Genomic DNA, 15,004 nt, shown 5'->3' with positions numbered 1-15,004 from the left:
CAGTGTTATCTCCTATCAATTAGAACGAACTCTATCCTCCAACTGCGGGCATCATTGATATAGAGACGTGGTTTATTAGTATCAGGATCTAATTCAAAATCAATAATCAGTTCAGCACCAGGAGAGAAATAACTATTCCCGTAAATCCGCCGTAAGACTTCTTTTTTACCTAGATAAACTATTCCGTCAATCTCAATTCCATCACCAGAAACAGAAATAACAAACGTTGCTTCTGTTTCATGGCTATAATAACGTCCTGACAATAGTTGAATATCGACACCACCGTCATCAACCCTTTTTTTAAGATAGAAGACATTGCCATTTTCATCAATCTTTTCCAATGCAATAACACTGTCATTTTCAATGACCGGTCTGAACCGGATTTTACCGCCTTCTTCCTGGAATGTACCGTCCGAGTTAAAAATAATCGGGTTACCTTTTTCGAATAAATTACCTAACAAATAAGTATCTTCCTTGGTAATAATATTAGGATAAGGCTCATCCCCTCGGAAAATACCGGTGATATCAATATCACGAGTTAGACAATGCAGTTTTTCTGGCTCAATATGGGGGGGGTTAAATAATATATCAATATGCTGTTCCACCCACTGACTCACCTCAACACCTGTTGCTGCAATAATCGCAATACCTAATTTAGCTTCCGGTAAAATGCAAACATGAGATTTAAAACCAGCATAGGAACCACCGTGTTGTATTATCTTTTGCCCTTCGCGTTGGCTGATAATAAAACCGTAGGCATAATTATTACGATTACCATTGGTTAAATCTGGTGTACGGGATAATTGAGGCAACAGATCCTGAACAATGGATGGCGAATAAAACGCTCTCATCCAACGACACAAATCATTTACCGTAGAATACAGCCCTGAACCACCGACCACCGCATCGTTGAGATCATCTCTTATCCACTGATGCAAGCCCGCGTTATAAGCGTAACCCATTGCCCGATCAAAGATAATCTCGGTAACATCATCGTAGAAAAAGGTATTTTTCATCTTTAATGGAATGAAAATATTTTCTTCTGCATATTTCCTCAACGATTTACCTGAAACTACTCTGACTATTTCCGCCAGCAAATTATAGCCCGTATTGCTATAAAGATAATATTCTCCAGGCGAAAAGTTAAGTACCCGTTGCCGTTGGGTCAATTTTCTCACTAAATCAATATGACGATGATCAAAGTCGGAATTTTTGCCCGCCAGGTTATAAAGCATAAATTCATCCCGTAATCCGCTGGTATGATGAATAAGATGCTCAATGGTAATATCAGAAAATTCTGCGGGGAAGTAATCTAAATATTGTCCAACTTTATCCTTGACGCAGAGCTTTCCTTTTTTCTCCAACAAGGCAATGCAAAAAGCCGCGAATTGTTTTGAAGTACTCGCTAAATAAAATTTAGTTTTAGGGGTTATAGCAATAGCATATTCAATGCTGGCTCGCCCGATACAACGCTCATAAATAGTTTTATTTCCATGGGTGACAGCAACCGCGAGCGCTCCCCCCATTTTTTTATTTTCAATATCAACCAATTCATTTATTTTCTTGAGAAACAATTTAATCTTATCTGTAGATATCGTCGATTCCATCATTAATTTCCTTATTTACAATTATCAAATAGAACATATACCCAATAGATTTCAATTTGCAGCGCGGCGGCAAGTGAACGCACCCCCAGGAGCATAGATAACTATGTGACTGGGGTAAGTGAACGCAGCCAACAAAGCAGCAACTTGAAGGATGAAGGGTATATATATTCAGTTTAATAGCAATTACATATGTGGACTGTACTGTAAGACGTAAACAAGAAATATCCAAGTGACAATGATTATCATTTAATGTATGAGCAGCAATATAAAGTAACTATGAGAGCTGATATTTACGAAAAACAGGCAGAACATAAATATAATAGTTCTGCCTGATTGATCACTTTATAAATTAAACTGCAACGAATTCTATTTTCCAACAACGTGCATCACTGATATAAAGATGAGGCTTATTGGTATCAGGATCTAATTCAAAATCAATAATCAGTTTAGTACTGGGAGAGAAATAACTATTCCGGTAAATCTGCTGTAAAATTTCCTTTTTAACAGGATAGATAATCCCATCAATACTAATCCCATTACCAGCTGATATAACAGAAATAACTGCCTCCATTTCACGGCTATAATAACTCCCTAATAATCTATTAATATCGACACCACCATCATCAATTTGCTTTTTAAGATAAAAGACATTGTCACTTTCATCAATCTGTTCCAATGCAATAACACGGTCATTCTCAATAACGGGTCTGAACCGGATTTTACCGCCTTTCCCCTGGAATGTACCGTCAGCGTTAAAGATTATTGGGTTACGGTCTTCTAACAAATTACTTAAAAAATAAACATCTTCTTTGGTAATAATATAAGGATAAGACTCTATCCCTCGGAAAACACCCGTGATATCAATATCACTGGTTAGGCAATGCGGTTTTTCTGGCTCAATATCAGTGTTAAACAATATATCAATATTCTTATCCACCCAGTCAGCAACATTAATATCTGTTGCAGAAGTAATCGCGATACCTAATTTAGCATCTGGTAAAATAACAATATTAGCTCTGAAACCAGCATAAGTACCACTGTGGTGTATTATCCTTTGCCCTTCACGTTGGTCGATATCCAAACCGTAAGCATACTTATTGCGATTGCCATTGATTAAATCTGGTGTACGGGATAATTGAGGCAACAGATCCTGAACAATAGATGGCGAATAAAACGCTCTCATCCAACGACACAAATCATTCACAGTGGAATGAACCGCTGCACTACCTACCACAGAATTGTTGATATCGCTTCTTATCCACTGATGTGAATCTTCGTTATAAGTGTAACCCATCGCCCGATTAGGGATAATCTCGGTTATATCGTCAAAAATAACGGTATCTTTCATCTTTAATGGGGCAAAAACATTTTCTTCTGCATATTTTCTCAGCGTCTGACCTGAAACCACGCTGATTATTTCTCCCAAAAAATAATAGCCTGTGTTGCTATAAAGATGATATTCTCCTGGGGTAAAGCTAAGTATCTGTTGCCGTTGAGTCAGCTTTCTTACTAAATCAGCATTGCAGTAATCAAAATCTGAGTTTTTACCTGCCAGATTATAAAGTAAAAATGTATCCCGTAACCCGCTGGTATGGTGAATAAGATGCTCAATGGTAATATCAGAAAAACGCTCAGGAAAATCATCCAAATATTGTCCGACCTTATCCTTAACGTTGAGCTTTCCTTCTTTCTCCAACAAAGCAATACAAAAAGCTGTGAATTGTTTTGAGGCACTCGCCAAATAGAATTTAGTATTTGGCTGTATAGCAATAGCATGTTCAATGCTGGCTTGTCCAATATGGCGCTGATAAATCGTTTCATCACCGAAGGTAACAGCAACAGCGAGAGCCCCACCCTTTTTTTTATCTTCAATATTAACCAGTTCGTCTATTTTATTAATAAACAATTTAATATTATCTATAGATATCGCTGATTCCATCATTCATTCCCTAATAATTTAACGTGATACAAACATGATATATATGCAATTTGGTAATACGACATATGCGGGCAGTACTGTAAGATGGAAATAGACAACATACAAATGATAATGATTGTCATTTAATATATAAGGAGCAATACAAAGTAACTGAAGTGCTTAAGTCCACAAGGGAACTGCCAGGCTGATTACAACCCGGCAAATATAGATTTATTCGGTGGAAAGAGATATTTTCTTTGTACGAAATACCAGGAAAAGCCCTAACAAAATGGCTACCATTCCCAACAAACTTAGAGTAGATAATGAATTTCCCAAAAACAAATAATCCATTACAGCCGTCCCCCCAGGAACGAGATAAAAAAGGCTGGTTACATTCACCAAATTACCTGCCCGAATGAGCCGATAAAGTAATAATTGAGCCACAACAGAAATAACTAATCCAAGCCATAACAACGAAATAATAAAGCCAGGCACCAGCTGAAATTCAAAAGGCTGAAAAGGAATAAATAGCAAGCAAAGCAATAGGCTAACACCATATTGTAGAGGTAAAACTACAGAAGGAGCTTGATGAATTCGTTTCTGTAAAATCGCCCCGATACTCATACAAGCCAGTGCTGCCAAAGCAAAAGTAATACCGGCCAGAGAAAATCGGGACAGCACGAGACTTTGATACACCACTAATATCAAACCCAGCAACGCTAACAATAAACCCGCCAAACGTACAGCCGAAAAACGGCGCTCGATGACTAACAATGTAATAATCGGTTGAATTCCCATCACTGTAGCCAGAACTCCGGGGGTAATTCCATTGTCCAGCGCGAAAAAATAACAAATAGAATAACCACCGATTAGCAGAATGCCGGTACTGGCTACTTGTTTACGCGTACCCTGTTCGGGCAGGAAATGGCCCTTACGCCCGAACAATAATCCCAGAAATATCAAAAAAATAAGCGCAACAGCAAAACGCATTGAAAGAATGGCAAACGCGGTACTGTGGTCAAGTCCCCACCGCGAAAAAATCGCACCACTACTCCACAACAAAACAAACAGCAAAGTCGAGCCATAAGAGACCCATAGGGCTTTAGAAATCATCGGAATCACACCTGTCTTATGTTTTAGCTAAGCCAGCACAGCCAAATCTGGCAACACGTTGCATGCAAACCATCTCTCAGAAACGAGAATATTACACAGTTATATACCCGTCATCTTTCAAGTTGCTTCTTTGTTGGCTGCACTCACTCACCCCGGTCACATAGTTATCTATGCTCCCGGGGATTCGCTCCCTTGCCGTCGCGATGCATCTTGAAATCCATAGGGTATAGATAATAAAGGAGGTGGCGGTGGAGCTGGGGGAGAAGTGAAAAAATGCATGTACACTTCTACGGCTGTTAATGCTAAGCCAACAGATGCAATCAGTGTATACCTGTTATCTTTCAAGTTGCCTCTTTGTTGGCCGCACTCACTCACCCCGGTCACATAGTTATCTATGCTCCCGGGGATTCGCTCCCTTGCCGTCGCGATCCATCTTGAAATCTATTGGGTATACATGCAAGTAATAACATAGTATGCGTCTTATAATATTTTATATTAATTATTTAAATGTAGCTGCATATCTCTCTATGGTCAAATATCTGTGGAACTATTTTCAATATCATGATTTATGTCCACCAGATAAGATCACCATTTTGCTGCACACCCATAAAACAAGTCACAAGCAATCGCCGTTCTGGTACAGATAGGGTATTACCATTCAGTACTGCATGTATTAAATTTCCATTCAGCAATATCAAATCCCCCGCCTCAATATTGATTACCATGTTTGCATGATTTTCCAATAATTCTGCTGGATAGGGAAAACCACTGTAAGTTAAACCAAGGGTACTACGTGATTGGTTGTCAGGTTGAATATTCCATACTTTTAATTGCCCTCCATTTTGGGGAACGTCAGCGTAAAAATTTACCGCCATGACACGATTAATTTGTTGGACCTCAAAATCGCTCTGACGTGGGTCGCTCAACTGTGCAAGATCATCATGAGGTAACAACAGGAATTCACCGAAATTATTCCAATACACAATTTTTACGTTACCCGCAGCAACACCATGATACATAGCAGGACGCGTTACCTGTGGTTTATTCCCACTAAAATACGTTATTTGCTCTATGAAATGATCAATTGGATTGATCGTATCCTGGAAAATCTCACTCATTGCCGGGCGGAAATTTTCTACTTCTTCTATATATTGGCGGGTATTTTTTTCAATATGAGATGCCCCGATAAAATATCCCTCAACACCATCAATACCATCTCCGTAACGGGGAGTGAGTGCTGGAGAACGCCAAAAATTTTCAATTATTTTCTTTCTTTGTTCTGGTAAAAGAAAATGACTAATCCGGCAAGCGGCAAGATGACCATCCAGAAGATCAGAAACCGCATTCATAGATATATTATTTGATGTTTCGTATACCATAAATTCTGACTTTGCCAGCTTTGTTCCTCTAATATCGAATTTTTCTTGCATCATAGCAGACTCCTTTAATAATAAATTCGTCGGACTTTCCAATTACCGGGAACTATTTTTGGTTTATAGATTTATGCAGTAAGGGTCTACGTTTGTGTAAAAAACCTAATATTGCAGGTACTGGGCTGACAACTCTTTCCTGTGCTGAAAGTTTAGTTAGATATTTCTTACGTAAATTAGGTAACAACTTCCAATGAGTGTCACCTGAAATATGATGTTCTTGATGATAACCATCATTAAACATCAATAAATTATAAATTCCCCCATAATAACTGACTGAATTTGAAAATCTATTCTCTGGCTGTGCACCATAATGCTCATAATAGTTTTGTATATTAACCAAGATAAAAGCAAAATAGAGAGAGGGTAAATAGCAAAATAACGCCCATTTCCATGACAAGGTGAATAAGATAATAACCCACATTGCTTGAAATAACCTATCTAACCTCAATTGCCATAACTCTTTAATTTTCCTCGCCTTGTCTTTCGAAAGGAGTTGTTCATATCCCTTATCAACGTTGCTAAACGGTTTATGCCAGATAAATACAGCCCAAAACATACGAACAAAACTGTTATATAGAGTGAATATTCCACCAAGGACAGAATAGTTCCAAAGAGAGCTATGCTCCCCGATTTCTTTTCCATTTATAAAAGTAGAAGACGTATCCTGTGGTCCATTTTCACCTACTCCCCGGTCGTTATTATATTTGTGGTGATTACGAACATGGGACAGATGATAAGCCTGTACAGACTGTCCAATATTCATTGAATTCAGTATAGACACAAGCATATTCATGGTACGAGAAACAAACCAGGGAGTATGAGTGAAAAAATGTGATATCACTATTATGTTGTAAGTTGTCATCAGTGTCAGCAGCACAACATTACCCAACCAACCCACAAGAGTGAAATTATCCCAATATACAACCAGAGTAACAGTAGCAACCACATGCAATATACTTAATGTAAACATTACCGCATCCCAAGAAGAATGTTTCCAGATGCTCATAGCGGCTCCTCGTCAAAATAAGATTGTAAACTTCTGCGTCGCTTTACATCCACTGTTACACCATGGAAATAAACCGAAAGAATTAAAATTCCTGAAATTACATAGAATCGGAATAAACCCCCAATGTTTTATTGCTGCGATCCTTGGTTCATCCTACATTTCAACAATCACCTGATTAGTGAATCTTTAACCCCTTTTCTGGATTAATCATCAGTTTCCCAAATGCTATATACCCAATGGATTTCAAGATGCATCGCGACAACAAGGGAGCGAACCCCCAGGAGCATAGATAACTATGTCATAGATAACTATACTCCTAGGGTAAGTGAGTAGGCAACCTGAAAGATAACGGATATAAGAACAAATATAGCATCATTATACATAGATTGATCATCATTAAATTCAAAAACGTGAATACGATAATAATTATCTAAATGACGCCAAAGCCATTCGAAATCATTCTGGCGCGACTAGCAATACCCGCAATAGTGACCTTTCATAAAGATTTAGTTTAAAAATCATAACATTGATTATTTAAAACAGTATAAAACTCTTAAAAAATTTATTTTTTCATTAATAGCATATGGGCATTTGATTTTATAAAAAATTGAACTTAAACAGAGTTATCATTATTTCCAAAAAATTACCCTGAATAAATAAATAGATATTTATAATGTTCGCATTAGGTCAAGAATATAATTATTCTAACCAAGATAATTATGTTCTCATATAATCCGCTCAATCCTGCCAGAGAAATGCTATTCTCAATTCGTATTTACACTAAATGGCGCCGAACTCCACCTTCCAGCACCGTGAATCGCTAAGATAGAGATGAGGTTGATTCGTATCAAAATCCAACTCAAAATCGATAACAAACCTCGTTACCGGAGAGAAATAACTATTAGCATAAACCCGATGTAATACTTCTTTTCTTTCAGGCGAAAAAATCGCATCAATATAAACATCACCATCAGAAGCAGCAATAAAAAGAGTCGCTTCTGTTTCATGACTATAATATCGCCCTAAAAATTGCCGAATATCGATATAACCTTCATCGATCATCTTTTCAAAATAAAGAATATTCCCGTTCTCACTAATCTGTTCCAATGCAATAACACTCTCATTTTCAAGGATGGGCCTGAATCGAATTGCACTTCCTACTTCATGGAACGTACCGTCATGGCTAAAGATAATCGGTTTACCTTTTTCGAATAAATTACCTAATAAATAGCAATCTTCTTTGGTAATAATATAAGGATAAGGATCTTCCCCCCGGAAAATACCGGAGATATCGATATCACTGGTTAGACAGCGCGGTTTTTCTGGCACAGAAATATCAATGTTAAACAATATATCAAGGCACTGGTTAACCCATTTAACAACATTAATACCTGTCGCAGCAGTAATAGCGATACCTAATTTAGCATCAGGTAAAATACAAACTTCTGATCTAAAGCCGGCAGAGGAGCCATCGTGTCGTATTATCTTTTGCCCATCACGGTAATCGATAACAAAACCATAGGCATATTTATTACGATTACCATTGGTTAAATCCGGCGTACGGGATAACAGAGGAAGCAAATCTTGAACAATAGATGGGGAATAAAATGCTCTCATCCAACGACACAGATCATTCATAATAGAATGAACACCTGAAGCACCGACTACTGAGTCGTTAAGATCATCTCTTATCCACAGGTTCTTACTCTCGTCATAGATGTAACCCATTGCCCGGTTAAAGATAATCTCAGTTACATCATCATAAAAACCAGTATCCTTCATCTTTAATGGGACAAAAACATTTTCTTCTGCATATTTTCTCAACGACTTGCCTGAAACCACTCGAACAATTTCCGCCAGCAAATTATAGCCCGTGTTGCTATAGAGATAGAATGTCCCCGGCGTGAAGTTAAGCACTTGTTGCCGTTGGGCCAGTTTTCTCACCAAATTAAGATTGCGGTGGTCAAAGTTCGAATTTTTACCTGCCAATCGATACAGCATAAATTCATCACGTAATCCGCTAGTATGATGAATAAGATGTTCAATGGTAATATCAGAAAAGTACTCAGGAAAGTAATCCAAATATTGCCCAACCTTATCCTTAATACCGAGCTTTCCTTCGTTTTCCAATAAGGCAATGCAAAAAGCTGTGAATTGCTTTGAAACACTCGCTAAATAAAATTTAGTACCAGGATTTATAGCAACAGCGTGTTCAATACTGGCTTGGCCAATATAACGCTCATAAATGATTTCATTTTCATAAATAACAGCCGCCGCCAGTGCACCACCATTTTTTTTATTTTCAATATCAACCAGTTCGTTTATTTTCTTGAGAAAGAATTTAATATTGTTTGCAGATATCGCCGATTCCATCATTAATTTCCTCACTTAAGGTTAGACAAACAAAGTCTGGTGGCGCAGCTGGGGAGAAATGAAAAAATGCATGCACACACCTACTGAGGTTAATACTAACCTAGTAGAAACTAGTATGCATGCGAATAATAACATGGTATATACAGTCTTCTAACATTTAATTTGGTTATTTAAATGTAGATGCATATTTCACTATGGTCAAATATCTGCGAGCTATTTTCACTATCATAAGCACTTTTTCAATAGTAAAATTACGCCAATACATAACCAAACCAACGTAATAATGGCTACCCTAATACAGAAAGCTTAATGTGAACATTACGCATTCCAATAAAATATTGCCAGATAGCCATAGCTGCTTTTAGTCAAAATAAGATTGTAAACTTCCGCGTCGCCTTACATCTACGGTTGCACAATGGAAGGAACCACCGAAGGAGTTAAAATTCCTGAAATTACATGGAATCGGAGTAAAACCCCAACGTTTCATCGCCGCGATCATTGGCTCATCCTGCTTTTCAACAATCACGCGATTCTCATCCAACATCAGAATATTCATATTGATCCATTTACTGGTCATATACAACGGATGATCGTCAGGAATAATCGGCTCAGGGGCATGTAACACATCCCATCCTTTAAACAGTTCAGGAATCTTTAACACCTTCTCTGGATTAATCAATAACTTCCCAGGCGCCATAGGAACAAATGTGGCATCAATATGCATAGGGCTATCATCGTTAAATTCAAAAACGTGAATACGATAATCATCACCTATATGACGACGAAGCCATTCGATACCAAATTCATTCGTCACATGGCTCTTTTGCGCAATAATATCTCGCCCACAACGGATAAAGTCCGCAGCATCAAATGTCGGTTCAAATTCAGTCACAGCAAGGCGAGTACTATCCTTACCATCATCCTGATACCACTCAAAATCATATTGTTCATCTATTAACTGTGGTTTTGGCCCCGCGCTCCATCTCGCTCCTTGCTTAAAATAATCTTTAAGTAAAGTTTTATATGCCGCCGTTTCAAAATAACGGGAACGCCACGCCAGCGGGCATTCAATAATATCATCACCAATAACTAACAGGGCATCACGAGGCATGGCACAATATAGCCCAGTACTGCTCCAACCGGGCGCCCCAAATACCTGAGATTGATCTTGAGGCTCGGGCCGACGTACTTTAACCCCTTCACTTTCGAGAATATGAACAAACTCTTCTAACTCTCTGGATGCTGCCTCAATCCGCTCTTTTGGAAATGACCGTCCTGCATTCCGGTGAAAAGTCTCAATCTGATTCGGCGGTAATACCGGCTCTATCGCCATATGCCAACCAGGAAATCTGGCACCATCAACTACACCAACAATAACCTCTTCAAGCGGGTCCCATTCGTTAAAAGAATTAACTGGGGAAGAATTTTTACTATCATTATCTGTTAAATTTGAATCAAGCATGTCATCTCCTGATATTTTAATATTATGTCGCATTAAAACTGTAACAACTGTATTAATTGCGACCCTAACACCATCAATGGTGACTTCGTATGAAAAATTCAGTTCAAATATGCAATCATACGTAATATTATTAGTTTACATATCTTTAAATTTGTAAATTAAATAACTATGACTACTTTAAGGTTAATAAATTCCGTCAAAGATCACAATTTCGGTTATTTATAAAAGGTAAAAACGGTTAAATATTTTATTTTTTCACCATGAGACATTAAATGACAGCAACAATATACCAAAACAACCTTATATATAAACCTCAATCGACGTTATAAATTTGTCTGCATGCAATAATATATGGACATTTAAATTTGTAAAGTAATTAAACCCAAGTCTATAAAACAAAGCTAATGTTATTATTTGATATATTATTATTACCTTTAAAACATTACCTCAAATAAACCACAATTCATTTATAAGAAGTAAATTAATATAATAAGTGTGACATACTCCCGTTATGAAATTAAATTAACCAAGTGCAAAAAAATTCTTGTTATTTTAATCCAATATAAATCACTTTAACGAAACAGGCAGAACAGTTATATTAACGTTCTGCCTGGGGTTAAGTGCATCTAGTAGAAAACATCTTTTTGAATTGAATAAAACCAGCTCTATCTGATTATATCTTTCAAACAAAATTCAATTATTCTACCGAATATATTATTCCATGCACTCATTCAGAGATTTAATAAAGACTTATTAAATCTCTACTCCTACTATATATTTTATCTTAGTAAGATTGCTTTTCGCAATTTTTACTTTTACATCTAATTTTTCATGAAGAACACGTAAAAGAGACAGATAGAGCAGCACAATCTTCTCTTTATCCTTATCACCATCCACCAGTAATAGATGGAAATCATCAACTACGCCTAAAATATTCAGGCTAACGATGACTGAACTGGGTGACAAAATATCAACCTTAACCTTCTCTACCTTACCGACTTTAAGCTCATCATCTACAAGCAGCTCTTCATGTAGCAAAATATCTTTTTTAATCATCATAATATAAACTCCACAATTTAATGTAACTAATTGATAAATAACTTATATTACTCAAGAATACAAACAATAAGCTATTTATCTTGCCCATATAAAATTGTAACCATTTTCACTAGAAAATAAGTGTATATCAGGAATTTATCCAGCATTTAGATAATATATACAGCATTTTTGATGCCATATTGCTGCCTTATCTAATACATATAACTATAGATGCCATTAATGTATTGTCAATAAAATACAAAAATAAATTTAATTAATTTAAAATCAATATTTTATTAGCAAAAAACAAATAAAAAAGACATTACATCCTATAATGAACATAATATATTGTTGATTTTCCCCTTCTAATATAATGACATACATGAATGATAATGAGAAATAACCTTATAATTTCCCTCGACTATATAAAAGGTAAAACTGAGAACATATCGCAAAAACAACGAATAGTTCATAACATTTTAATATTATATTTTATGGAAATTACAAGCAGCATATTAATAATATGATAGTTCATAGGAAATAATATAATTACATCCCATTCCACAATGATAATAATAAAAATAAATTTCATGTAATTATCTAATTATTAAATATACCCCTCATCTTTCAAGTTGCTGCTTTGTTGGCTGCACTCACGGTCACATCGTTATCTATGCTCCCGGGAAGGCGTTCACTTGCCGTCGCGCTGCATCTTGATGATCCATAGGGTATATCATGCAAATTACAAGCTCTTACCCAGAAGTTCTGGATAGCCAATTCCTTATATCTTCAACAATAGGAGCAACTTGCAAAACACCTTCACTATTTTTAAATCCATGGTTCAATCCCGAGTATTGGTAGAAAGTAATATTATTTTTCTTTAATTGCTCCTCCATTTTCATAGCTGCACTCACACTGACCGAGTTATCATTCAATGTTTGAATAATCAGAACCGGTCTTTTCGTCTGATTTAATACTTTATATTGATTAATACCCAATGCAACTTTCCACCAATTAGTGCCATGATTACTCATTTCCAGCTTACCCGTATTATTGCTGTTATGTATTCTTTGCTGGAATGCTCTAAATCCTTTAATCGCCTGATCAATATGTTCTGGTGGAACTTCACTCTTCATACTATGAATAATATCATCAGCTAAATACCGACCGCCACCATTCAGTGAGATTGTTCTATCAATATAGTTAACTTGCGATGTAATTAAATTGGCAACCGTCGCCCCTTCACTGCCACCCAATATAATGATTTTTTTATATTTATTTTGATTTTTCAGATAACCAATGATCTGAATATAATCCTTAACCCGCTGTTCTGGCGTATCTAATTCTATATAAGCCTTGGGACAATCTGAACGCTCACCGGCATCAGACCAAGGAAGTAATGCATTAATACCATATTTCTCCACGGTTAGCACATCTGTATCTGGATAAATATCATTGAATGTCTCATTTACAAACTTATTATTAGCTATACTATTACAATCAGAACCTTGTATCAGCACCAATAGGTTTTTACCTTCTCTTTGCTTAAGATAGTAAGTTATTTCACTACCATCATGACGGAAAAACTGTTTATGTGTATTCGAGTAAACGAAACCTATATAACATGTAAAAATCAGAATTGACGTCAGAATCTTCTGTCGTAAATTAAAACAATATGCTTTCATTAACATCTCCTTTAGCAGACATGTTTAAAGACCACAAATTAGCAATATTGTTCCTGTCAGAAAAATTTTTAGAATTTAAAATCAAGGTTCAACACTTTTTTATCCTAAGTACTAATTACAATCACCAAATCCTCAATCCACTTGGAGATACAAAATAAAGAACAATTACGGTGATATCCAAGATGTTAAGATGAATTACACCAATGCAGATTTTCTGTCAGCAAAGCCAAAGCATTACTTCGCTTAAGCCAATTAATTGAAGCTGGTGAATTAACATTAACAATCTCTGATGATGAACAAGATATTCAGCAGCTAACAGATAATTTACTCGCTATAAAAGGCATTGGTATGTGGACAATTAACTATACCTGTTATCTTTCAAGTTACTTCTTTGTTGGCTGCACTCTCTCACCCCGGTCACATAGTTAGCTATGCTCCCGGGGATTCGTTCTCTTGCCGTCGCGATGCATCTTGAAATCTATTGGGTATATACCTGTTATCTTTCAAGTTGCCTCTTTGTTGGCTGCGTTCACTTACCCCAGTCACATCGTTATCTATGCTCCTGGGGATGCGTTCTCTTGCCGCCACACTGCAACTTGAAATCTATTGGGTATATTCCCTGTTACGGGGATTTAATTACCTGAACGGTTCATTACATGGTGATGTTGCAGTAAGACGTAATATCCAAAGATTGTTCAATCAAAATGAAAAAATTTCCGCAGAACAAGCAGAAAAATGGTTGGCGGAATTGAGTACCACGAGTAGATCGGACGCGATAACCGATAGCGAGGATCATTGAGAGGTTGTAATGCAGTGTATTACGATTAACTTGTCGATTGCCCTCTTGTCGAACTTGTAAGAAAGACTTACAAGTTGAATTTTGTACAAGTTCACCCTCATCATAGATAATCTTAACATGCTGTGTGAAGGGATTTTTCGAGCTTAGTGGCATTCAGGAGAACTCAATTGGCGGAAGATCACAGGAGTCGAACCTGCCAGAGACCGCTGGCGGCCTCATCTGGATTTGAAGTCCAGCCGCCCCACCGGGGACGATGATCTTCCCTATGTACCTGTTATCTTTCGGTCACATCGTTAGCTATGCTCCCGGGGATTCGCTCCCTGGCCGTCGCGATCCATCTTGAAATCTATTGGGTATAAATACCAAAGAATTATGAAAAGCAGCCAATCATAGCGCAGATTATCTGGCTTCTGAATCCGTTTGCTGAAATCATTCTCAATTTGGTGACTGCTCCCCGCCCTGTCGGGCGAGGCTTCCCACTTCCTAGGCCGCAACCGTCTGTGTGACGGATTTACACTGGCCTCCATGGGCAGAAACGACGAGTCCCGCCGCTTGTAATTCCAGTATTCC

The 15,004-nt window shown here is 37.1% G+C and carries 9 protein-coding genes, 1 tRNA gene and 3 pseudogenes; 1 reads left to right on the top strand and 12 read right to left on the bottom strand.

Annotation, left to right across the window (positions count from 1 at the left end; genetic code table 11):
- Window positions 1-5: 5 nt before the first annotated feature.
- The 9 genes from AM629_RS03810 to AM629_RS03770 form a co-directional block, all read right to left on the bottom strand.
- A complete protein-coding gene (locus tag AM629_RS03810) occupies window positions 6-1,610 on the bottom strand; it encodes a serine hydrolase domain-containing protein (protein WP_054476309.1) in 1,605 nt (534 codons plus the stop codon).
- A gap of 346 nt (window positions 1,611-1,956) precedes the next feature.
- Window positions 1,957-3,549, bottom strand: coding sequence for a serine hydrolase domain-containing protein (locus AM629_RS03805; protein WP_054476307.1), 1,593 nt, complete (start codon window positions 3,547-3,549; stop codon window positions 1,957-1,959).
- Between the two features lie 207 nt (window positions 3,550-3,756).
- Entirely contained in the window at window positions 3,757-4,638 is an 882-nt protein-coding gene (locus AM629_RS03800; protein ID WP_054476306.1) for a DMT family transporter, read from the bottom strand.
- A gap of 566 nt (window positions 4,639-5,204) precedes the next feature.
- Window positions 5,205-6,071, bottom strand: a complete 867-nt coding sequence (locus tag AM629_RS03795) for a 2OG-Fe(II)-dependent halogenase WelO5 family protein (RefSeq protein ID WP_200905749.1) — start codon at window positions 6,069-6,071, stop codon at window positions 5,205-5,207.
- A 49-nt stretch (window positions 6,072-6,120) separates the two neighbouring features.
- Window positions 6,121-7,077: a fatty acid desaturase family protein gene (locus AM629_RS03790; RefSeq protein ID WP_054476304.1), complete on the bottom strand. Its 957-nt coding sequence runs from the start codon at window positions 7,075-7,077 to the stop codon at window positions 6,121-6,123.
- Between the two features lie 780 nt (window positions 7,078-7,857).
- Window positions 7,858-9,453 (bottom strand): serine hydrolase domain-containing protein, encoded by a 1,596-nt coding sequence (locus AM629_RS03785; protein ID WP_054476303.1) that lies wholly within the window; start codon window positions 9,451-9,453, stop codon window positions 7,858-7,860.
- A gap of 358 nt (window positions 9,454-9,811) precedes the next feature.
- Complete coding sequence (locus AM629_RS03780) at window positions 9,812-10,912, bottom strand: amidinotransferase (RefSeq protein ID WP_054476301.1); 1,101 nt, start codon at window positions 10,910-10,912, stop codon at window positions 9,812-9,814.
- 753 nt (window positions 10,913-11,665) lie between these two features.
- Window positions 11,666-11,971, bottom strand: a complete 306-nt coding sequence (locus tag AM629_RS03775) for a hypothetical protein (protein ID WP_054476300.1) — start codon at window positions 11,969-11,971, stop codon at window positions 11,666-11,668.
- Window positions 11,972-12,702: 731 nt separating this feature from the next.
- Window positions 12,703-13,635 carry an alpha/beta hydrolase family protein gene (locus AM629_RS03770; RefSeq protein ID WP_054476299.1) on the bottom strand — a complete coding sequence of 311 codons (933 nt, stop codon included), beginning with the start codon at window positions 13,633-13,635 and terminating at the stop codon, window positions 12,703-12,705.
- A 613-nt stretch (window positions 13,636-14,248) separates the two neighbouring features.
- On the opposite strand from AM629_RS03770, the pseudogene AM629_RS25175 reads away from it, so the two are divergent.
- Window positions 14,249-14,434, top strand: a pseudogene (locus AM629_RS25175) (hypothetical protein); the annotation flags it as partial.
- Here AM629_RS25175 and rhuM read toward each other — a convergent pair.
- From rhuM to AM629_RS21820, 3 genes and pseudogenes are all read right to left on the bottom strand, one after another.
- Window positions 14,375-14,560 (bottom strand): annotated as a pseudogene (gene rhuM, locus AM629_RS21825) (RhuM family protein); the annotation flags it as partial. The pseudogenes AM629_RS25175 and rhuM sit on opposite strands and share 60 nt — an antisense overlap.
- A gap of 42 nt (window positions 14,561-14,602) precedes the next feature.
- Window positions 14,603-14,697: transfer RNA gene (locus AM629_RS23210), tRNA-Sec, on the bottom strand.
- Window positions 14,698-14,917: 220 nt separating this feature from the next.
- Window positions 14,918-15,004 (bottom strand): annotated as a pseudogene (locus tag AM629_RS21820) (RNA-guided endonuclease InsQ/TnpB family protein); the annotation flags it as partial.

The organism is Photorhabdus heterorhabditis (assembly GCF_001280945.1).
Lineage (GTDB): Bacteria > Pseudomonadota > Gammaproteobacteria > Enterobacterales > Enterobacteriaceae > Photorhabdus > Photorhabdus heterorhabditis.
Note: the sequence above shows the minus strand (reverse complement) of the source record. Positions and strands in the feature narration are given on the sequence as shown.

Excerpts from the sequence above, each read along its gene's own strand:
- AM629_RS03770 (WP_054476299.1), bottom strand. The coding sequence starts at position 13,635 with ATGAAAGCATATTGTTTTAATTTACGACAGAAGATTCTGACGTCAATT.
- AM629_RS03800 (WP_054476306.1), bottom strand. The coding sequence starts at position 4,638 with ATGATTTCTAAAGCCCTATGGGTCTCTTATGGCTCGACTTTGCTGTTT.
- AM629_RS03775 (WP_054476300.1), bottom strand. The coding sequence starts at position 11,971 with ATGATGATTAAAAAAGATATTTTGCTACATGAAGAGCTGCTTGTAGAT.
- AM629_RS03795 (WP_200905749.1), bottom strand. The coding sequence starts at position 6,071 with ATGATGCAAGAAAAATTCGATATTAGAGGAACAAAGCTGGCAAAGTCA.
- AM629_RS03780 (WP_054476301.1), bottom strand. The coding sequence starts at position 10,912 with ATGCTTGATTCAAATTTAACAGATAATGATAGTAAAAATTCTTCCCCA.
- AM629_RS03810 (WP_054476309.1), bottom strand. The coding sequence starts at position 1,610 with ATGATGGAATCGACGATATCTACAGATAAGATTAAATTGTTTCTCAAG.
- AM629_RS03785 (WP_054476303.1), bottom strand. The coding sequence starts at position 9,453 with ATGATGGAATCGGCGATATCTGCAAACAATATTAAATTCTTTCTCAAG.
- AM629_RS03790 (WP_054476304.1), bottom strand. The coding sequence starts at position 7,077 with ATGAGCATCTGGAAACATTCTTCTTGGGATGCGGTAATGTTTACATTA.
- AM629_RS03805 (WP_054476307.1), bottom strand. The coding sequence starts at position 3,549 with ATGATGGAATCAGCGATATCTATAGATAATATTAAATTGTTTATTAAT.